This is a genomic window from Flavobacterium sp. XN-5, from assembly GCF_008033395.2.
Taxonomy (GTDB): Bacteria; Bacteroidota; Bacteroidia; order Flavobacteriales; family Flavobacteriaceae; genus Flavobacterium; species Flavobacterium hiemivividum.
The window spans coordinates 1-21,454 of record NZ_VOGZ02000012.1 but is presented as its reverse complement, the minus strand read 5'-3'; the positions used below and the strand labels follow the sequence as shown (position 1 = coordinate 21,454).

Below are 21,454 nucleotides of genomic sequence, written 5' to 3'. Positions count from 1 at the left end.
TATTTTCTGTATTCTATCTTCTTTGTTCTTTTCCCGACCTAATCGTTCATCGAGATTAAAAACTCTTCATTATTTTTAGTCTGTTTAAAACGGTCGTTTATAAAACTCATTGCTTCAACAGGATTCATATCTGAAAGATATTTTCTCATGATCCACATTCTTTGTAATGTTTTTTGATCTAACAATAAATCGTCACGTCTTGTACTAGAAGATGTCAAATCGATGGCTGGGAAAATACGTTTATTAGCAATTTTTCTATCTAATTGTAATTCCATATTACCAGTACCTTTGAATTCTTCGAAAATCACTTCATCCATTTTTGAACCAGTTTCAGTCAATGCAGTTGCAATAATACTTAAAGAACCACCATTTTCAACATTACGAGCAGCTCCAAAGAAACGTTTTGGTTTTTGCAAAGCATTCGCATCTACCCCACCACTCAATACTTTTCCTGAGGCAGGTTGCACCGTATTATATGCTCTGGCCAAACGCGTAATGGAATCTAAAAGAATCACTACATCGTGCCCACATTCTACTAATCGTTTTGCTTTTTCGAGTACGATATTAGCAATCTTAACATGTTCTTGCGGTTCTCTATCAAAAGTTGAAGCAATTACTTCACCACGCACACTACGTTGCATGTCTGTAACCTCTTCTGGACGCTCGTCTATTAATAAAACAATTAGATAAACTTCAGGATGGTTTGCAGCAATTGCGTTAGCAATTTCTTTCAGCAACATGGTTTTCCCCGTTTTTGGCTGAGCGACAATCATACCACGTTGTCCTTTTCCTATTGGAGAAAACAAATCAATTATTCGAGTCGAAATCGTGCTTTGTCTTGCCGCTAAATTAAATTTCTCTGACGGAAAAACAGGAGTTAAATGTTCGAATGAAACTCTATCACGAACAACCTGAGGATCATGTCCGTTAATTTTTAAAACTTTTACTAAAGGGAAGAACTTCTCGCCTTCTTTAGGAGGTCTCACCACACCTTTTACAGTATCTCCGGTTTTAAGTCCGAATAACCTGATTTGGGAAGTTGATAAATAAATATCATCTGGTGAAGCCAGGTAATTATAATCTGAAGAGCGCAAGAAACCATATCCATCAGGCATCATTTCAAGAACTCCTTCACTTTCTATTATTCCGTCAAATTCAAAATCAGAATCCCTAAAATTATTTTTCTTACTTTTAAAATTTGGGTTTTGATTTTGCTTATTTAACTGATTTGGATTTACTTTTTTTGCAGGAGCTACGATTTCTTGATTTTCAGTTGTATCATTGGTAACAGCAACAGCTTCCTCATTTTCTTTGTTTAATTCTTTTGCTTCTTCTTTATCCTTTTTTAAAGCAATTTTCTTTTCGTAGGCTGATTTATTAAATTTAATAATCTTACCTACTTTTTTTTCTGACACTGACGAATCATTTACTGCTTCCTTTTCGTTGACAGCGTCTACTTGAGAGCGCACTTCTACAGGGATTTCAACTTTAGCTCGTAGATCATCCGTATCTGCTGAAGTTGATTCGTTAATATCTATAGGAGTATTTTTTGCTTTTTGAATTGCCACCTTCTTAACGGGAACAATACGAGCTCTTTTAGGTTTATCATCCTCGCTAATGGACTCCACATTTAAATCTAAAGTTGGTTCAACTTTAGTTGTTTGATGTTCTAAAATATGACTGATTAAAGTCTCTTTTTTAACACCGTTAAACTTTATGGTTTTAGCTGCTTTAGCTATAGCTTGAAGCTCAGAAAGCTTCATTTCTTTTAATGCAGAAATATCAAACATGAATGTTCTATTAGTTTAATTAATTTGGATAATACTAAAAAGATAGGTAGTAATTATTTTATCTTGAATTGACCGCAGTATGAAGTGCTTACGGTACTCTCATGCAATATTACGAATAAATTCTAACGATACAATAGTATTTTAAAAAAAGAAAATATATTTTTGTGAAACAAATTTAACAAAATGATACAAAGAATTCAAACGATATATTTATTTCTTGCTTTTGTAGTGACAGGAATATTGCCTTTTTTATTTCCATTATGGACAATGAACGATGGAAAGGAATATTTTTTTATGCAAAATCAATTTTATGTTATACTTTTGGGCTTGAGCACAACGCTTAGCGTAGTGAGTATTATTTCCTATAAAAAGAGACAGAATCAATTTGTTATTGGCAGATTGAATATAATTTTAAATTTAATTTTATTGGGATTGTTTGTATATCGTTCACTAAATGTATCTGGAGAAACGGTTCTTGTTTCTGAGAAAGGTATTGGGATGTTTCTACCTATTGTTGCTATCGTGTTATTAGTATTAGCTAATAAGGCCATCAAAAAGGATGAAGATCTTGTAAAATCTGTGGATAGATTGAGGTAGACCCATAATATTAGTTTATTAGTGCGAAGAGAGCCCGAATGAAAATTCGGGTTTTTTTGTGCTTAAAACTGATAAAAATTCAATTAATAAAAATATTTTAAGAATCTATTGCAGTTTTTTTTTCTAAATTTGATCTAATACCCTATAACATGAATGATAAAATACGAATACACCTTGCAGATGATCATCAAGTCTTAATAGACGGGATGCGAACGCTGTTAAATACAGTTTCTAACTTTGAGGTAGTAGGTTTTTCTTTAGACGGCAGTACCATTTATGATGATGTATTAAATAACGAAACACATATTCTCGTTCTTGACATTAGCATGCCAAAAAAAGATGGTATCGAAGTAATTAAGGAGTTTTCTAAAAAAGGGTATCCCTGTAAAGTGATCATACTATCTAGTTACGATGACTTAAAAATCATCCAAGAAGTTATGAAATTAGGCGTGAGTGGCTATTTGACAAAACAATGCGCTGGCGAAAGTATCGTAGAGGCCATAAATGCTGTTGCTAACGGAGAAGATTATTTTTGCTCCACAGTTAGAGAGAAAATATTTAATAGCGCAATTAAAGACAATACAAAGTTAAATAAGGAAAAAGTAGTCGTAGACTCCATCTTAACGGAGAGAGAAATCGAAATCATTACTTTAATCGCATTAGAAAATAGCGGAAAAGAAATAAGTGAAAAATTATTTATAAGTACCAATACTGTCGAAACACACAGAAAAAATATTATGAAAAAGCTAAAAGCAAAGGGCTCGATTGCTTTAGTTAAATTTGCAATTAAAAACAAATTGATTAGACAATAAGACATTAAAAACGCTTTAGTTTACTTATCTCAAATCGGTTTGATCATTTACTATCAAAAATTAAAGAACAATAACAGAAACTTTCCCTCTATGCACAAAATCAGATTCTTGTTATTATTGTTATTGTTAAGCATTATTTATCAGCCCATATTTTCTCATACTAAAAGTCCTTCTAAAAAAGAAATTATAGAACTGTCAAATGAAGCCACCCGGCTTATGAATGCAGGCAAATATGAACAATCTTTAATAAAATCAAGAGCCGCTTTACAATTTGCAATAGCCATAAAAGACGACAACACAATAGCAAGCTGTTATAATACAATTGCTGCGAATTTTGATGAACTAAGCGAATTTGACAAAGCTTTTTTCTACTATAAAAAAGGACTTCTTTATGCTGACAAAGCAAATAATGATGAATTAAAAAACTGGCTGTACAACAATTTAGGAAACATATACTGCTTCGATAAAAAAGAATATAAAAAAGGGATTTATTATTATAAAAAATCACTAGATTACAGTCGGAAAGTTGGGGATTCAGTTCAAATCGTTTTCACAAATCTAAACATAACTTGGGCCTATTTTGACATAGGCGATTTTAAATCCGGGGAACCGTATTTAAAATTTATTAATAAACATCATGATAAATTTGGTGATGAGTCCACAATTGTTGCGTTAAACATGCTAAATGCTATGTATTATGGCTACAAAAACGAACCAAAAAAAGCGGTTTCCTTCTTTGAAAATGCAATTGCATTAGGGAATAAAGGAAACGAAAAATCAGATTTATCGTTTACACATCAAGAATACTCTCGATTTTTATTAAAAAATGGGAACTATAAAAAAGCGTACGAAAACTTAGCTGCTTATAATGATCTCACTGCTGCCCTGAGTTATAAAGAAAAGCTAAAGAAAATTAATGTTGCCGGAATTAATCTGGAAATAGATGAGTACAAAAGAGAGATAGATAATATCGAAACAAAATACAAAACCAAAGAGCAATTACTTATAGAAAAACAGTCTAAAAACAAGCAAATAAGTATTATTATCATCTCATTACTGCTACTGATTATTATTCTTTCCTATTTTTTCTTTCAAAACACAAAACTGAAGCAACAGAATAAACTCAATGACATCCAGAGCAAAATTCAGCAAAATATTATTAATGCATCTATCAACGGCCAAGAGCAAGAACGTAAAAAAATTGCAAATTTCCTGCACGACAACATAAGCGCTTTGCTTTCGTCAGCTGGTTTGCATTTGAGCGTTTTTAGTTCGAAAAACAAAATTGAATCAGAAGAAATTGAAAAGACAAAGGCTATCCTAAAACGAGCTCATAATAAGGTTCGTGATTTGTCTCATGAACTTTTGCCATCTCTACTATCTCGTTTTGGTTTATTTTATGCGCTTAATGATTTGTGCGAGCAAAACTCAAATTCGAGTATGCATTTTGAATATTCAAGTACTGTTGATGAAAAAACACGCTACAATGTTGAGTTTGAAATGAAAATGTACTTTATAGTAATGGAACTACTTAATAACGTGATCAAACACAGTGGTGCAGGAAGTGCTACACTTAGTTTACTGGAGGTCAACGATGAATTGCTTATCCACGTTTGGGACAACGGAACAGGTTTTGACACCAATGATTACAATACTATTGAAGGTTTTGGATTGAATCAAATTCAAGCCAGAATAAACAATATGAAAGGGGAACTTGTTATACAGTCTAAGTTAAATTCTGGGACATCGGTACATATTAAAGTTCCTATTTTACATGCGGATTAATTATACGCGCTTTTCGATTTCGACAATCTCCAAATCCTTAATTTTGTCTCCCTCAATTACAAAACGAAGCATCGTTCGCACTTGATGAAATCCGCTTTTGCCGCAAGCACCAGGGTTCATATGTAGTAAATTATGTTTCTTGTCGAACATTACTTTCAATATATGTGAATGCCCACAAATAAATAATTTAGGAGGATTTGCAGCCATCTCCGCTTTAATGGCCGGACTGTATCTCCCAGGATATCCGCCAATATGCGTAATCCACACATCGACTCCTTCACACATAAACCGATTGTGTAATGGAAACTCTAAACGTGCCTTAGCATCATCGATGTTTCCATAAACAGCTCTCAAAGGCTTTAGTTTTTTTAAAGTATCGGTTACTATTAAGTCTCCAATGTCACCGGCATGCCAAACTTCGTCAGCCTGAGCTACATATTTCAGTATAGTATCGTCTATATGACTGTGGGTATCAGAAAGTAAAAGGATTTTTTTCATTCAGCAGGAACTATTTTAACAATTATGAGCTGTAAAGGTAACTCGTTTCCTCAGAAAAGAGAATATAAATACTTACATTTAGAACTTACACATTTAACCTTTTCTCAAGACAAAAACTTTGTACCTTTGCTACTTTAAAACTTTGCGATACTATTATCTTGAGATATTTTATAAAATTAGCATATAACGGAACCCCATATCACGGCTGGCAGTATCAACCTAACGCTTCTTCTGTTCAAGAAACGTTGAACAAAGCTATTTCTACGGTGTTGAACTCAGAAATTAGTATTATGGGAGCTGGACGCACAGACACTGGTGTTCATGCTAAGAAAATGTACGCTCATTTTGATTTTGAAACTCCATTTGACATTCCGAATATAGTTCATAAACTCAATTCCTTTTTACCAAAGGACATTGTCGTTTACAACATCATTACAGTTCCAGATGAAGCCCATGCTCGTTTTGATGCTTTAAAAAGAACTTATGAATACCATATCACCATTTTTAAGGATCCCTTTTTGCAAGAGCAAAGCTGGTACTTTCATCAAAAATTAGATGTCGATTTGATGAATCAAGCAGCAAAATTGTTATTTAACCATATTGATTTTCAATGTTTCTCGAAAGTAAATACGGATGTTAATACTTTTGATTGCACAATATTTGAAGCCAATTGGAAACAAAACAACAACCAGCTCGTATTTACAATTTCGGCCAATCGTTTTTTGCGAAATATGGTGCGTTCAATTGTGGGAACGCTCGTAAACGTGGGTTTGCATAAGATTACACTTGATGATTTTAATACCATCATAGAAAATAAAAATAGAGATAAAGCTGGGTTTTCAGTTCCAGCACATGGTTTGTATCTGACTGAAATAGAATATGATTATATTAGTACTTAGTACATAGTGATTAGGACTAAAGACCTTAAAATAAACTCATCCCCTGCCCTGATGGCAATGGAAATCCTTTAGCGCCGGAGTTTGGCGGTCAAGATTGTAATGAACAGCAGGATTAACCTCCTGAAAAACTGAAATAAATTCAGCAAAAAATAAAATGAAAGCAAAAGCATTCGATACTCGATTATTCAAACGAATATTACAATATACAAAACCGTACCAATGGCGTTTTAACGGCGTGATTGTGTTTGCCGTTTCCTTATCCATATTTGCCGCCTTACGTCCATATTTATTGAAACAAACCGTAGACGGATACATCCAGACGGAGGATGCAAACGGATTATTATACTACATTACCTTGATGGGTATTGTGTTATTATTTGAAGTTTTTTCGCAGTTTTACTTTGTTTTCTGGGCAAACTGGCTGGGTCAGGATATCGTAAAAGACATTCGAATCAAATTATTCAAACATATATTGAGTTTCAGAATGAAATATTTTGATTTGGTCCCAGTAGGTCAATTAGTAACTCGTTCTGTATCAGATATTGAATCGATTGCTCGTATTTTCAGTCAAGGATTATTTATGATCATCAGTGACTTAATGAAAATGGTGGTCGTACTGATTTTTATGTTTTACATGAACTGGAAACTGACTTGGATTGTGATTGTTGCCATGCCGGTTTTAGTATTTATCACCCGCATTTTTCAACGTAAGATGCAAGTGGCTTTTGAAGACGTGAGAAACCAAATTTCAAACATGAATTCCTTTGTGCAAGAACGTGTAACCGGAATGAAGATTGTACAACTCTTCAACAGAGAAGAAATTGAAGCTGATAAATTCAAGGAAATCAACGACAAACACAAAAAGGCTTGGATTAAAACAATCCTCTATAACTCCATTTTCTTCCCCATCGCCGATATTATTTCCTCGCTAACCCTTGGTTTTATTATCTATTATGGTGGAATTAAGATTCTCAATGGTGATAATTTCACCACTTTTGGAGATTTATTTTCCTACACCATGTTTATAGCCATGCTTTTTAATCCATTGCGCCAGATTGCTGATAAATTCAATGAGATGCAGCTTGGAATGATTGCTGCTAATCGTGTTTTTGCGATTATTGATACTCAAGACCAGATTCAAGATACAGGAACTGTTGAAGCCCCGGTTTTCCTTGGGAATATTGTATTCAAAGACGTTCATTTCAGTTATATTCCGGATGAAGAGGTGATAAAAGGTATCGATTTAAATGTTAAAGCGGCAGAGACGATTGCAATTGTGGGATCTACTGGAGCAGGAAAATCGACTATCATTAATTTGCTGAACCGTTTTTATGAAATTAACAGCGGTACCATTTGCATCGACAATGAAAATATTGAAAACTATACTTTAGGATCATTGCGCAAGCAAATTGCTGTTGTACTACAAGATGTTTTCCTATTTGCTGATACCATTTTCAACAACATCACGTTGAACAATCCAGAAATTACAAGAGAAGATGTTTTGGCTGCTGCCAAGGAAATTGGTGTACATGACTTCATCATGAGTTTACCGGATAACTATGACTTTGATGTAAAAGAACGCGGTGTGATGCTGTCTTCGGGACAACGACAATTGATTGCTTTCTTGAGAGCTTATGTCAGTAACCCGAGTATTCTTATTCTTGATGAAGCGACTTCTTCGATTGACACCTACTCTGAAGAATTGATACAACGCGCCACCGAAACGATAACTACAGGAAGAACCTCGATTGTTATTGCTCATAGACTGGCAACTATCATAAATGCTGATAAAATTGTGGTGATGGATAAGGGATTAATTGTGGAGCAAGGAACACATCAGGAATTAATCAATAAAGAAAACGGCTATTATAAAAACCTTTATGATTCTCAGTTTTCGGTAGCAAATTAATCGATAAAGTTCAGCTTTGAGAAGTATAAATTTATACTCCTTTTTTAATACTTGCTGTTTTTTCAAGATGATATATCTGAAACTACTTCGCAAAGTGGTTCATGTATGATAGGGAAGTTACAGGAATTAGCGATAAAACAAAGTTCGTTTGCCTTTTTGTGTAAACTTATCGCTTCGGTTATTTTTTCTTTTTGTCGAATGATCACTTTCGGATACAAACGAACTTGAGTAAAACGCCCGCTGCCGCTTTCTAAAACTTCAAGCGTTGCATCAGCTGCATCAGAATAAGATACTACTTCAATTCCGTTTTGTGAGCAAACATACAAATAGGACATCATGTGGCAGGAAACAACACTACTTAACAGTAAATCTTCGGGATTGTACAAACTTGGGTCACCTTTAAAAGCTTTGGCTGCTGAAACATCTAAAATATCTTTCCCTTCAATTGTGATGGTGTGGTTTTTCGTGTAAATTTTGGAAGTAGAAACCTCTTCTTTTATAGTCGAAAACCAATTCAATTTTGCTTTAAATAGATGTTTGAACCCCATTATTTTCTTTTTATTCAAAAGTACTTAAAAACTGGAACAACGATTGCCATCACTAAAAAATGAATTACTCTTTTTGAAAAAAAAAATTGTAATTTTGACCGCTTACATCATCAATGATAAAGTGAAAAACAAACTATTCAACATACCTCCATTACCTGCCGTACTTTTTGCCATAATAAGTGTTCAGTCTGGTGCCGCAATTGCAAAGAGTCTTTTTCCTGCTCTTGGTGCCGCTGGAACTGCCTCTCTTAGAATTGGTATTTCGGCTTTAATTCTCTTCGCATTTTATAGACCCAATCTATTCAAAATTACCCCGCAGCAATGGAAACTCGTAATTCCCTATGGTTTGTCTCTGGGAGCGATGAATTTAATTTTTTACATGTCTATAGAGAGAATTCCCATAGGACTGGCGGTAACACTGGAGTTTATAGGTCCGTTACTGGTCGCTGTTTTTGGTTCAAAACGTTTTGTAGATTATTTATGGGTACTTCTGGCCGCAGCCGGAATAGTTTTGATTGCTCCCTGGTCAAACAACGGAATAGACGTTTTAGGTGCTTTGTTTGCTCTATTGGCAGGAGCCTTCTGGGCTTTTTATATCGTTTTGGGAGGGAAAATTTCAAAAATAATGAAAGGCGGAGATGCTGTTACAACCGGAATGCTCTTTGCGTCTCTTCTAATTATCCCTTTTGGAATTATGGGAGACGGGCTAAGTAATGTCACACCTACACTCCTTTCTTTAGGAGTAGCGCTAGCTCTTTTATCTAGTGCCATTCCTTTTACTTTAGAAATGAAAGCTCTTGGCCAACTTCCAGCACGTACATTCAGTATTTTAATGAGTCTGGAACCCGCAGCAGCTTCTATTTGCGCACTGATATTCTTACAGGAATATCTTGCTCTTAACGAGGTTGTAGCTGTTGTTTTTGTAGTAATCGCTTCCGCTGGATCAACACTGACAGCCAAATCAGAAACTTAATTTATAGTCGTGAAAAGGCGGTTTCGTTTGTTGTAGCTTTTTCAAATTGTATAAGCCACGATGTTATTTTGCTTGCTCTTTTAATTAATTTTATTCCCTACTTCTCGAATTTCTCTACGTAGTTCTCTAAACATATCCTTTACACTCTCGGTACTTAAATCATCGGGTGTAAATTCATTGGTAGCAATACTACAGGCGTATTCCCAAATTTCTAAAATCTCTGATGCTTTAACTTGATAAGGTAAATAAATCGTATTGTCAGAATGTAGCATTAATGCATTCTTTCCGTTTTTATTTAACCGTTTGTAAACTATTCCCTCGCTTTTAGTTACAACTATATAGGTTTTTCCATCCATAACATCACCCAGTCTTTCTACATATTGGGCTACAATAAAAGATCCTTCCTTATGTGGCGGCATGGAATCTCCTTCTACTGGAAAGGCTCTAAATTTTCCATTCCGCAAGAAGGGAAGTGAGATATGCTGAAGATTTTCTATAAATTCTGGATCTGCATATCCTGAAGCATATCCTGCTCTCGCTTTATGAGGTACAATTTCTATGATATTTTCTCCCTGTTGGTCAACAGTTATTGGCAATAATATCCTGTTATCTCCCAGTTTTAGTAAGTCCTCAAAGGGTATTTTTTGCACGTCTACCGAAAGTAAAATATCAATACTGACATGGAAATAATAAGAGATTCTCTTCAAAATATCGTAAGGAGGCTCAGAACTGCCGTCTTCATATTTGACATACCTTCCTCTTGTTATTAAAAGATTTTGGGCAAGTTTCTCCTGAGAAATACCCTTCTTAATTCTGAGATGCCTGATATTGTCGGAAAATAAAGACATAGTTATTTTGTTATAATTTGTAACTACAAATATACTTTATTTTGTTACAATCTGTACTAATTTTGTAGTTCAAATTTATCAAGGAAGTTTTGAGATGAAATGGATAGATGTACAATTTGAAAAATAAAATCAGTATGGCAAGGTCAATAGTACACATGGATATGGACACTTTTTTTGTATCCTGCGAAAGGTTAACCAATTCAAAGTTAAACGGTTTACCGCTAATTATTGGCGGTGGAGACAGAGGCGTGGTCGCTTCTTGTTCTTATGAAGCTCGAACATTTGGTGTTCGCTCTGCGATGCCTATAAAAATGGCGCTTCGTCTTTGTCCGCAGGCAAAAGTAATGAAAGGCGATATGGAATTGTATTCTAAATTATCCCATGATATTACCCAGGTTATTGAAGAAAAAGCGCCCATTGTAGAAAAAGCAAGCATCGATGAATTTTATCTAGACATTACGGGAATGGATCGGTTTCATGGTTGTTACCAATGGACTAACGAACTCTCACAATCAATTACAAATGAAATAGGGTTGCCGCTAAGTTTTGCGCTATCCGTTAACAAGACGGTTTCAAAAATTGGAACTGGAGAATCAAAACCAATTGGAAAATTAGAAATTCCGGAAGCCATGGTCAAATCTTTTTTGAATCCATTATCTATTCAAAAAATTCCCATGGTTGGCGATGTTACTTTTCAATTGCTGTCGCGCATCGGCATTCGAACCATTCAAACCTTATCAGAAATGCCTGCAGAAGTGCTGCAGCAAATGATTGGCAAAAACGGAATCGACATCTGGAAAAAAGCAAACGGTATTGACAACAGTCCAGTGGAGCCTTATACGGAGCGAAAATCAATTTCGACGGAACACACCTTTGGACAGGATACTATCGACATTCAAAAATTAAAATCAATACTGGTAGGCATGGTGGAAAAACTGGCCTTTCAGCTGCGCTCTGAGGAATGGCTCACTTCGACGGTAGTGATAAAAATACGCTATTCTAATTTTGATACCGAAACAAAGCAATGCCGAATCCCATACACATCGGCTGATCATACTTTGACAAGAGGCGTCACTGAATTATTCGATAAGTTGTATCAACGTCGCATGCGGTTGCGGCTGATTGGTATTCGCTTTAGCGGATTGGTTCGCGGAACCTACCAAATCAATATGTTTGAAGATACTGAGGAAATGCTATCGCTGTATCAGGCGATGGATCGAATGAAAAAGCGCTACGGTTTTGATGCAGTAGCTCGGTGTGCTGGCGCAAATCTTAAAACAAAAAACAACAATGTATCTTAATTGTCATTCTTATCACAGCCTGCGTTATGGCACTATTCCCTTAACCGAATTAGTGCATCAGGCCGCCACTTGTGGTGTAAAAGCAATGGCTTTAACTGACGTAAATACGGTTACGGGAATCTATGATTTTATCAAAGAATGTAAAGTTGTTGCTATAAAGCCCATCGTCGGAATCGAATTTAGATACAATAATAAACTACTTTACATTGGCTTAGCCAAAAACGCAGCAGGCCTCGCCGAGATGAATCGTTTTTTGACCAAGCATAATTTCGATAAAACGCCCCTACCCGCTCAAGCACCTCAATTTCATAATGTAAATATTATTTATCCGGTCGAGAACGCTACTGAAGTTTTTAGAGATTTTGAATTTTTAGGCATCCGTCCGGAGCAGCTTCCCCTGCTATTTCATCCCATGTGGAAAAACAAACTGGGTAAAATAGTGGTTTTGCAACCCGTAACTTTCAGGACCAAGAGAGAGTTTAACCTTCATAAAATCCTTCGAGCAATTGATACTAATCTCATTTTATCAAAACTTACTGAAGCCGATTATTGCAGGACATCCGAAACGATGATTCCATTAGGAGAACTGCTGGAAAGATTTAGAGATCATCCCCAAATTATTAAAAACACCGAAAGCATCATTGCCGAATGTAATTTTGAATTCGATTTTAAAACACCCAAAAACAAAACAAATTATACAGACAACGGAGAAAACGATATCCAGCTTCTCACAAGCCTTGCTAACCAAGGATTAATAAAGAAATACGGCAACAATAATCTTCAGGCACGAGACAGAGTAGAAAAAGAACTCAAAGTCATCCATGAATTGAAATTCAGCGGTTATTTTTTAATTACTTGGGATATTATTCGTTATAGCAACAGCATGGGATTCATGCATATTGGGCGAGGTAGCGGTGCCAACAGTATTGTGAGTTATTGTCTCGGTATTACAGACATTTGCCCGCTAGAACTAGATTTATACTTTGAACGTTTTTTAAACCTGAACCGCAAAAGTCCGCCTGATTTTGATATTGACTGGAGTTGGAAAGAACGGGATATCATTCTCGAATACATTTTTAATCGCTACGGTCGAGATCATGTGGCTTTTTGTGGTACGAATGTAGAATTCAAATACCGATCGATATTCCGCGAAGTAGGTAAAGTTTTTGGTTTACCCAAAGAAGAACTGGATGCACTGGCAAAAAACCCAATGCAGCTACACGATACTAATTCGGTAGTTACTTTGGTGCAGAAATACGGCATGCTACTCGAAAAATATCCCAATCAACGCAGCATGCATTCCTGTGGAGTATTAATTTCAGAAGAACCTATTACAAATTACACGGTTTTAGAAATGCCACCGAAAGGCTTTCCCATTGTTTTGTTTGACATGCACATTGCTGAGGATATTGGTTTTGAAAAATTTGATATCTTAAGTCAGCGTGGCATTGGTCATATCGATGACACGGTGAAACTGGTTAGAAAAAATCGCGGTATCGAAGTCAATATCCGAGATACGACCTTATCAAAAAATGAAGCCAAGTGCAATGAATATTTAAGTACTGGAAAAACCATTGGCTGTTTTTATATCGAAAGTCCCGCCATGCGTGGCTTATTGCGAAGACTCAAATGTGAAGATTATAAAATATTAGTCGCTGCATCCTCCATTATACGCCCGGGTGTGGCGCAAAGTGGGATGATGAAGGAATACATCTTTAGACACAACCACCCCGATCAATTTGAATATTTTCACGAAACATTCAAAGAACATCTGGGAGAAACCTATGGTGTTATGGTGTATCAGGAAGATGTGATAAAAATCGCATTACATTTTGCAGGAGTCCCTGCCTCTGATGGAGATATTCTGCGTCGGGCGATGAGTGGTAAAGGACGCTCTAAGGCAGCATTGCAAAAAGTAAAAGATAATTTCTTTGCATGTTGTGCTCAAAAAGGACATCCTTTAGCACTTAGTCAGGAAATATACCGCCAAATAGAATCCTTTGCGGGTTACTCCTTTTGCAAAGCCCACTCGGCCTCTTATGCGGTCGAAAGCTATCAAAGTCTATACCTGAAAGTGTATTATCCCGTAGAATTCATGGTGGCTGTAATCAACAACCAAGGCGGTTTTTACAGGACAGAAGTATATGTGCATGAGGCTAAAATGTCCGGTGGTATCATTAATACTCCCTGTGTAAACAAAAGTGAATATGAAGCTACTTTGTATGGAATTGATATTTATCTGGGTTTGATGCATCTCGAAGGACTCGAATCTAAAACAGCGCATCGTATCATTGCAGAACGCAATACGAATGGGGAATACCAATCACTCGAAGATTTCATCAATCGCATTCCGATAGGAATAGAGGGAATCCAAATATTAATTTTCATTGGTGCCTTCCGTTTCACAACCAAGACAAAAAATCAATTGCTCGTCATCGCCAGATTGATACTGGTGAATTTTAAACCGGAAAACCGGAATTTAATGCTGCTTCAGGAACCAGTCAAAGAATATGAACTTCCCGTATTAGAACGTTCTCCTTTTGAAGATGCCTTCGACGAAATAGAACTACTTAGCTTTCCGGTCTCCTGTTCCCCATTCGATTTATTGCAAACCAAATACCGCGGTGATGTATTGGCCAAAGATTTATTGAAATATCATAAGAGAACTGTGAAAATGCTGGCGTATCTTATCTCTAGAAAACACGTCCCTACTAAAAGAGGGACAATGTATTTTGGAACCTGGATTGATGCCGAAGGGGAATTCTTTGACACAGCTCATTTTTCGGATAGTTTACAGAAATATCCTTTTCTGGGTGGAGGTTGTTATTTGTTATTGGGAAAAGTCGAAGTCGATTACCACTTCCCTACTATAACTATAACCAAAATGGCAAAAATGCCGTTCATTCCAGACCCGCGTTATTCTAATTCCACAGACCGACAATACAAAGCGCATCAACAAATTAAAGAAGATGTAAGCATGACCCATCGAGCTCCCTATCCACAGGAAGTTAATTTACCGAGGCATAAGATGTCTTAGTGATGTAACAGGTTAGGATTAAAGGGCAACGCTACTAAAAATATAATCCTGTTAAGGAAAATATTGCCAGTTGGTACTAGTACGAAGTCGGGAAACTTCACTAAGCGCAGATCCCAATAGTATATGTAAAATAATTGCCACAGATTCACAGATTAAAAAGTTATTTTTATAATCTGTGAATCTGTGGGCAAAAAAACATACGTGGATTAAGGCAATTTAATATACTAATTCCTCTTTATGTTTTTTAATAAAATCAGCCCATCTTGTTGGCTCTTTTCCTGTGATTTCAAAAAAATTATCAAAAGTATCACTAGCACCAGGAATGGTTCCGTTTGCGTGTTGTTTCCAATGATCATATACACAGTTCATATAAGCCATATCTGCTCCAGCATCTTTCATTTTTTGTAAAAAAATATCAGGAGAAAGTGGTTCGTATCGAAACGGTTTACCAACAATTGATGTCATCAATTCTGCAATTTCTTTAAAAGTTTTTGCATCATAACTAAGCCTGTAGGTTTTCCCACTATGCAATTCCGGATGGGATAAAGCTAATGCAGCAACTTGTGCCACATCATCGACATCGACCCAACTTAAACGAGCATTGTCAACATATGCATTAAGCACTCCTTTGTTTGTTGCTTTTTCGCTTCCATAGCTTAATAAATTTTGCATAAAATCCTGAGGGCGCAAATGAGTAAAAGAAAAACCACCCCATTCAACATACCTTTCTACTAACTGATGCCAGACCCAATGCCCCACCGTTGCATCATCAGGTCCGCAAGCTCCTAAATGCACAATATGTTTAATCCCAGCTTTTTTAGCATTGTCTAATAACACCTTACTTTGGCGTAACATGTCAACAGTATAAGCAGTTACCATAAATAAACGATCTATGCCTTCAAGAGCAGGCAAATGTGTCGTATCATCATCAAAATCAAGAATCACAGTGGCTATCCCTTTATTTGCAAAAGGAATCGCTTTTTCTTTAGAGCGCACTGCTGCAACAATTTCTATTTCCTTATTGGACAAAAGAAATTCGATAGTTTTACCACCAACCTGACCTGTTGCTCCAGTGATAAGTATTTTTGGGAATTTGGTATTGCTCATTATCTGCATGTTTTTTTGTACTTTGTAAATTGTAGTCAAAGTTATAAATTAACCAGGACTATATGCTGTTATTTTGGAAGTGAAATTTTTGCTTTGAAACCTTTATTAATTTGAGAATCGAAAGTAAGTATTCCGTTGACTGCCTGAATACGATTTTCTGCATTTTGTAACCCATTTTTCAAAACTAGTTTTTCCGAGAAGCCTACCCCATTATCTGAATAGTCTATTTTTAGATTTTTTTGATCGCAATCAAAACCAATGATCACAAAGCTTGCTTGGCTGTGTTTTTTCATATTGACCATGAGTTCTTGCAATACTCTTTGTAGCGCGATCTTTTTCTCGGTTTTTACTTTTGGCCAATCTATTGGATTTCCGTTTTTAATAATGACTTCGGTACTGCGACTTTTATAGCTACTTAGCATTTGCTTTAAATTCTGGTCAAAACTCTCTCCCGTCTCTATATTACTATTCTCCCTAGAGAAATTTCGCGTCCTAACATATATTTTATCAAGGCTATCTAACAGCGTTTCCTTTTTTACAGGATTCTGCAAATCTTGAGTTTCGGCAAAAGTCATTGCATGAAAAACATCATTGGCCAGTTCATCGTGGAGTTGTTTAGAAATACGAGTTTCCGTATTATAACTAGCTTCTAAGCGTTCTTGTCGGTTTTTATTTCTATAATAATTAATCAAATACCCTATAGTTCCAAGTAAAAGAAGGGATCCAAAAACTAAGAGATATTTATGGCTCTTTTGTGTTTCTAGTTGGAGTAAGGTTTCTACTCTTTGTCCTTTGTATTTTATATTTTCTAAAGTTGTCTTTCTCGAATCATATTTAATTTTAGCAAACTGATTTTTGGCTTTACTACGTACTGTTTTAATACTATCGTTAAGATTTATGAACAATGTAGCATAGCTGTTCACTCCTTTTTCCAGATTATAAGACATTAAGAACTCCAACGCCTCTAGTCGTTCATCAATACTTTGATGTTTTGTGGCTACTTTATAAGCCAGTAAAGCATTCTCCTTCGATTTTTGATAGTCTCTATTTTTATAAAAATCGGCCAAATGCAAATAGCTTTCAATACTCCCATAGGAATCTTTAATTTTAGTTCTGATTTCTAGCCCCTCATTCATTAAACTCAAGCCCTCTAGAATCTGATTGTCTTTATAATAAGCATATCCCAAATTGTCAATAATTCTGGCCCTTCTATTGAGTAACGTATCTAAAATAGTTGATTTTAAAATTGGCCTTAAAATAGCAATAGCTTTTCTGTACTCTTTTTCTTTTATATAAACAGTAGCGATATTATTGAACGCTGTCACTTTATCTACAGAATCGTATGTAGTTTTTAAAATTGTAGTATAATAGCGAACGGCGTCTTCGTAATTTTTTACTTCTTTTGCTGCAATTCCGAATAAATTATATGCAGCCATTTGATATTGAAAATCATTCTTTATGTATGGCAAAGCCTCCATCAAGGTTTCTTCACTACTATAATAATCGCCATAGGTCTGCTGAATATGTGCCATTCCAAGTAGATTATAGGCAATGTAAGGGCTGTTCCCATCACTTACAAATAATTCTTTTGACTTGTTATAATAATAGAAAGCACTATCGACTTCGTTATCCCTATTAAACGAATCGCCTAGTTCAGAGTATTTTTTGGCTTGGATGCTACGTTTACTTTTATTGTTTTTAGCACTATCAGAAACTGTTTTAGTGTCTTTTTGACAAGAGGTAATCAAAAACAAAAGCAACAAAATATAAATCGGGGGACGCAACATATAAAATTAGTTTCCCCGAAAATAGTATTAAATAGTAAATTAAAGCTCCTTATTTTGGATTTTTTGAAGGTGTTATGGTAATTATGTTATCCACACCCTTCTTATTCAAACGTCAAAGACCGACAACACAAAACGCATCAGCAAATTAAAGAAGATGTGAGTATGACCCATCGAGCTCCTTATCCGCAGGAAGTCAATTTACCGAGGCATAAGATGTCTTAGCAATTTTTACGTTGAAATATTTACAGTGGTATTTGTAATTAATCTAAATGGTAAAACTTTGAAACCAAAAAACGCAGAACAAAATAAAGCACACTGACAACTACTGCAAAAGAAAGTAAAAAACTAATTAAGTTCACGACGATATTAGGAATAAACTTCAATCTGGGGTGCATATAGCAAGGCTCACGATGTAATCTTTCGTGGAAGCTTTCTTTTACTATTTTTATTTTTTTCTTAATAACACCGAGTTTTTACAAGCTACATCCATTACAATTAATTGAAATAACAATCATATTGTTACAGCTTAATTACTATTTTCAATTCTCTTTTTAGCTCTACTAAATTAAACAATTAATTCAATATAAAGTATTTAGAAAATGGAAAGAACGTGGCGTTTACATCTAAGTTTTAATCCTAAATCTATAGTCTGTTCTTTCACACTGTTGTATCATTCGAAAATGGAATTTGAGCCATAGCTCTTTCGGCAATTGCTGTGATTGATAACGAAGGGTTAACTCCTGGATTTGCTGATATCATAGCACCGTCAATGACAAACATATTTTCATACCCAAAAACTTTGTTGTTTTTGTCTATCACACCTTTTGAACTGTCTTTCCCCATTACTGCCCCACCTAATACATGAGCAGTCGTTGGAATACCAGCAACAGCTTCCAAAACAAACGAAGTTGCTTTTCCGTTAATTAACTTGCTATATCTATCCGTTAAATCTCTAGATTCGGGAATATCAGCAGTAGGTTTTAATCCTGAACTTACATTGGAAGACATTCCTCCAAAAAAGTTGTTCTTAAACTTTAACGTACTATCTATAGATTGCATGAACAACAAAACGGTAGTACTTTTTGACCAACTGTTTCTAAAATAAATTTTGAAATAACTCAAAGGATATTTTAGCAGTTGTTGTATCATGTTCATAAAACGCGTTCCTGCATTTTTTCCGTGAGAAATAGGCAAATGAAGTAATTTCCAGAAACCGGATCCCTCAGCATAGCGCACAATTTCTAAATGACTATTATCATCTGTATGCAGTAAACTTCCGATAGCCACTCCTTTTGACAAATTTTTATTTTTATCCAAAGTAGAAACACTAATTAGGGTTTCATTATTGGTCCTGATGTCATCTCCTAATTTATCCGACAATAAAGGAAGTGATTTCATTTTAAGTTTAAGCAAGAGTTTCACAGTACCTAATACTCCGCCAGAGAAAATCACCCCTTTTGATGTGAATTCCTTTTTCCTACTGAAAAATTGAGTACTGGACTTGACAGAAATTTTAAATCCTGTTGTTCCCTCCTTACCGTCTATGGGTTTTACATCATATACTTCGTTTTCGGCTAGAATTGTAGCTCCTAATTTTTGAGCTAAATAAAGATAATTTTTGTCTAAAGTGTTTTTTGCATTATGCCTGCAACCCGTCATGCATCCTCCGCAAAAAGTACAACCTGCGCGATCTGGGCCTTCGCCGTCAAAATAGGGATCTTTCACTCTCTGGCCTTCTTTCCCAAAGAAAATAGCCACATCAGGATGCTCAAATTGATCTTCACGCCCCAACTCTCTTGCTAATTCTTTTAAAGCTATATCACCATCAAACAATTTCGGATTTTTAGAAGCGCCAAGCATCTTAAGTGCTTGTTGATAGAAAGGTTTAAGTTCCGTTTCCCAATCCTCTAGTTCACTCCAACTTCCTGACTTATAAAAATTAGTTCTTGGGATGGGTAATGTATTGGCGTAGACTAAAGATCCCCCACCAACTCCTGTTCCTGATATAATTACGACATGCCTGAAAATACTCATTTTCATAATACCAAAAAAACGCAAGTACGGCATCCATAACCATTTCCTTAGATTCCAATTAGTCTTGGCAAAATCATTCGCTTTGTACCATTTCCCTTTTTCTATTACAAGTACTTTATACCCCTTCTCTGAAAGTCGTAAAGCACTTACTGAACCACCAAACCCACTTCCTATAATAATATAATCAAAATCGTGTTGCATATAATGGGTTGTTTATTAAACGTATTTATTCAAATTTTATTTTTTGCAAGCACTTAATGAAATACCTATCAAGTTTTGCTTTGGAACTTACACCATATACCATACTTTATATACTAACATAACTACTTAATTTAAAACAAGATAAAATGAATGAAAAAAAACCGTTAGCCATAAAAATACACCTTTTCGTATAATAAAAAAAGGTACATTTATAAAATGCAAAATAAATTACTTGTTTTTCTGCTTTTAGTTTCTCCATTACTAAGTAATTCACAAGAATATGTGGATCTCTTAAATATCAGTTATTCTAAAACAGGAGATACTTCCTTCCAAAACAACCACGAAAACACAACAATTTCCATTTTTGACTCTAAGGCACTTTTACCTATCGTTATAAATGTAAAAACAGCATTTATCACTGGCTTTGATTTTAATATTAAAAAATTTCAACTTTTTCCAAATTCAAGCGATACTAATTTATATTATACGCGCATAAAAATAGGTATTGCTACAGATCATTCTGAGAAATGGTCAGGTACTTATGTCCTATTACCAATACTATCCTCAGATTATAAAAAGATAAGTACAGAGGATATCTACATGGGGGGTCTTGCTGTATGGACGTATAAAAAACGAAAAAACTTTAATTATAAATTTGGTTTATACATTGGAAATGAAGCGTATGGATTTTACATCACTCCGCTAATAGGAGCCTATTACATCAGCCCTAATTCCAAATTTGAAATTAACTCTATATTCCCTGGATTTATAGATGTCAATCTAGGTATTTCTAATAAAACAAAACTAGGAATAGACTACAAAGGTAATTCTGAAAGTTTCAAAATTCATAATGAAGATTCTCAAACTACATATACCGAAAACAATTCGTTAGAGTTTTCATCTTATATCCAAAATAATTCACTTTCTAAAAACCTACTTTTACGTCTAAAAATCGGATTTGCTACAAATACTTATGATGTATACGCAGTCGACGATAAAATTGATTTAGCAATTACTCCGTTTCGAATAGGTGATAATAGAACGAAACTAAACCCTAATATAAATAGTAGCACCTTTTTAAGGCTTGAGGCGATTTATCGTTTCTATACTTCTTCAAACTAAACCACTATTTAAAGTTGATTAAACAAAAAATAAAAACATTCAGAAGGCACTGGACTGGTTATGAAAATAATTATTTAAAAATTCCCGGAGAAAAAATCGATCCAATTAAACACAAAAAAACCCTATCCGATTAGGATAGGGTTTTCTAAAGAAAGGCGACGACATACTCTCCCACATAACTGCAGTACCATCTGCGCAGGCGGGCT

Annotated in this window: 16 protein-coding genes; 9 read left to right on the top strand and 7 right to left on the bottom strand. The window is 35.2% G+C overall.

All coding sequences use genetic code 11. The features are described from left to right. Positions 1-38: 38 nt before the first annotated feature. Positions 39-1,790, bottom strand: a complete 1,752-nt coding sequence (rho, locus tag FQU23_RS15370; RefSeq protein ID WP_147674625.1) for a transcription termination factor Rho — start codon at positions 1,788-1,790, stop codon at positions 39-41. Between the two features lie 183 nt (positions 1,791-1,973). On the opposite strand from rho, the gene FQU23_RS15365 reads away from it, so the two are divergent. The 3 genes from FQU23_RS15365 (at position 1,974) to FQU23_RS15355 (ending at position 4,984) form a co-directional block, all read left to right on the top strand. Next, on the top strand, positions 1,974-2,387 hold the full coding sequence (locus FQU23_RS15365) for a DUF4293 domain-containing protein (RefSeq protein ID WP_147674624.1): 414 nt from the start codon (positions 1,974-1,976) through the stop codon (positions 2,385-2,387). Between the two features lie 149 nt (positions 2,388-2,536). Further along, a complete protein-coding gene (locus tag FQU23_RS15360; RefSeq protein ID WP_147674623.1) occupies positions 2,537-3,199 on the top strand; it encodes a response regulator in 663 nt (220 codons plus the stop codon). Between the two features lie 90 nt (positions 3,200-3,289). Further along, positions 3,290-4,984 (top strand): sensor histidine kinase, encoded by a 1,695-nt coding sequence (locus FQU23_RS15355; protein ID WP_147674622.1) that lies wholly within the window; start codon positions 3,290-3,292, stop codon positions 4,982-4,984. Here the strand turns inward: FQU23_RS15355 and FQU23_RS15350 are convergent, their stop codons facing one another. Further along, positions 4,985-5,482: a metallophosphoesterase family protein gene (locus FQU23_RS15350; RefSeq protein ID WP_147674621.1), complete on the bottom strand. Its 498-nt coding sequence runs from the start codon at positions 5,480-5,482 to the stop codon at positions 4,985-4,987. It abuts the gene before it with no gap. Positions 5,483-5,640: 158 nt separating this feature from the next. Between FQU23_RS15350 and truA the strand changes: the two genes are divergently transcribed. Both truA and FQU23_RS15340 read left to right on the top strand, forming a co-directional pair. Next, positions 5,641-6,381 (top strand): tRNA pseudouridine(38-40) synthase TruA, encoded by a 741-nt coding sequence (truA, locus tag FQU23_RS15345; protein WP_147674620.1) that lies wholly within the window; start codon positions 5,641-5,643, stop codon positions 6,379-6,381. A gap of 154 nt (positions 6,382-6,535) precedes the next feature. Beyond that, complete coding sequence (locus FQU23_RS15340; RefSeq protein ID WP_147674619.1) at positions 6,536-8,290, top strand: ABC transporter ATP-binding protein; 1,755 nt, start codon at positions 6,536-6,538, stop codon at positions 8,288-8,290. Between the two features lie 62 nt (positions 8,291-8,352). On the opposite strand, the gene FQU23_RS15335 is transcribed toward FQU23_RS15340, so the two are convergent. Further along, entirely contained in the window at positions 8,353-8,838 is a 486-nt protein-coding gene (locus FQU23_RS15335) for an OsmC family protein (RefSeq protein ID WP_147674618.1), read from the bottom strand. A 121-nt stretch (positions 8,839-8,959) separates the two neighbouring features. Between FQU23_RS15335 and FQU23_RS15330 the strand changes: the two genes are divergently transcribed. Then, a complete protein-coding gene (locus FQU23_RS15330; RefSeq protein ID WP_147674671.1) occupies positions 8,960-9,811 on the top strand; it encodes an EamA family transporter in 852 nt (283 codons plus the stop codon). 80 nt (positions 9,812-9,891) lie between these two features. On the opposite strand, the gene FQU23_RS15325 is transcribed toward FQU23_RS15330, so the two are convergent. After that, positions 9,892-10,659 carry an XRE family transcriptional regulator gene (locus FQU23_RS15325; RefSeq protein WP_147674617.1) on the bottom strand — a complete coding sequence of 256 codons (768 nt, stop codon included), beginning with the start codon at positions 10,657-10,659 and terminating at the stop codon, positions 9,892-9,894. A 134-nt stretch (positions 10,660-10,793) separates the two neighbouring features. Between FQU23_RS15325 and dinB the strand changes: the two genes are divergently transcribed. Both dinB and FQU23_RS15315 read left to right on the top strand, forming a co-directional pair. Beyond that, positions 10,794-11,960 carry a DNA polymerase IV gene (gene dinB / locus FQU23_RS15320; RefSeq protein ID WP_147674616.1) on the top strand — a complete coding sequence of 389 codons (1,167 nt, stop codon included), beginning with the start codon at positions 10,794-10,796 and terminating at the stop codon, positions 11,958-11,960. Then, complete coding sequence (locus FQU23_RS15315; protein WP_147674615.1) at positions 11,950-14,997, top strand: DNA polymerase III subunit alpha; 3,048 nt, start codon at positions 11,950-11,952, stop codon at positions 14,995-14,997. Before dinB ends, FQU23_RS15315 begins: the two co-directional genes overlap by 11 nt. A gap of 216 nt (positions 14,998-15,213) precedes the next feature. Here FQU23_RS15315 and FQU23_RS15310 read toward each other — a convergent pair whose 3' ends face one another. From FQU23_RS15310 to FQU23_RS15300, 3 genes are all read right to left on the bottom strand, one after another. Beyond that, the gene (locus FQU23_RS15310) at positions 15,214-16,104 is read right to left on the bottom strand and encodes an SDR family oxidoreductase (RefSeq protein ID WP_147674614.1); all 891 of its coding nucleotides are present in this window, start codon (positions 16,102-16,104) and stop codon (positions 15,214-15,216) included. A 68-nt stretch (positions 16,105-16,172) separates the two neighbouring features. Continuing rightward, the gene (locus FQU23_RS15305) at positions 16,173-17,858 is read right to left on the bottom strand and encodes a hypothetical protein (RefSeq protein WP_245181130.1); all 1,686 of its coding nucleotides are present in this window, start codon (positions 17,856-17,858) and stop codon (positions 16,173-16,175) included. 690 nt (positions 17,859-18,548) lie between these two features. Next, positions 18,549-20,126 carry a GMC oxidoreductase gene (locus FQU23_RS15300; RefSeq protein ID WP_147674612.1) on the bottom strand — a complete coding sequence of 526 codons (1,578 nt, stop codon included), beginning with the start codon at positions 20,124-20,126 and terminating at the stop codon, positions 18,549-18,551. Positions 20,127-20,342: 216 nt separating this feature from the next. Here FQU23_RS15300 and FQU23_RS15295 point away from each other — a divergent pair, with 216 nt between their 5' ends. Further along, on the top strand, positions 20,343-21,248 hold the full coding sequence (locus tag FQU23_RS15295; protein WP_147674611.1) for a DUF6268 family outer membrane beta-barrel protein: 906 nt from the start codon (positions 20,343-20,345) through the stop codon (positions 21,246-21,248). Positions 21,249-21,454 lie beyond the last annotated feature (206 nt).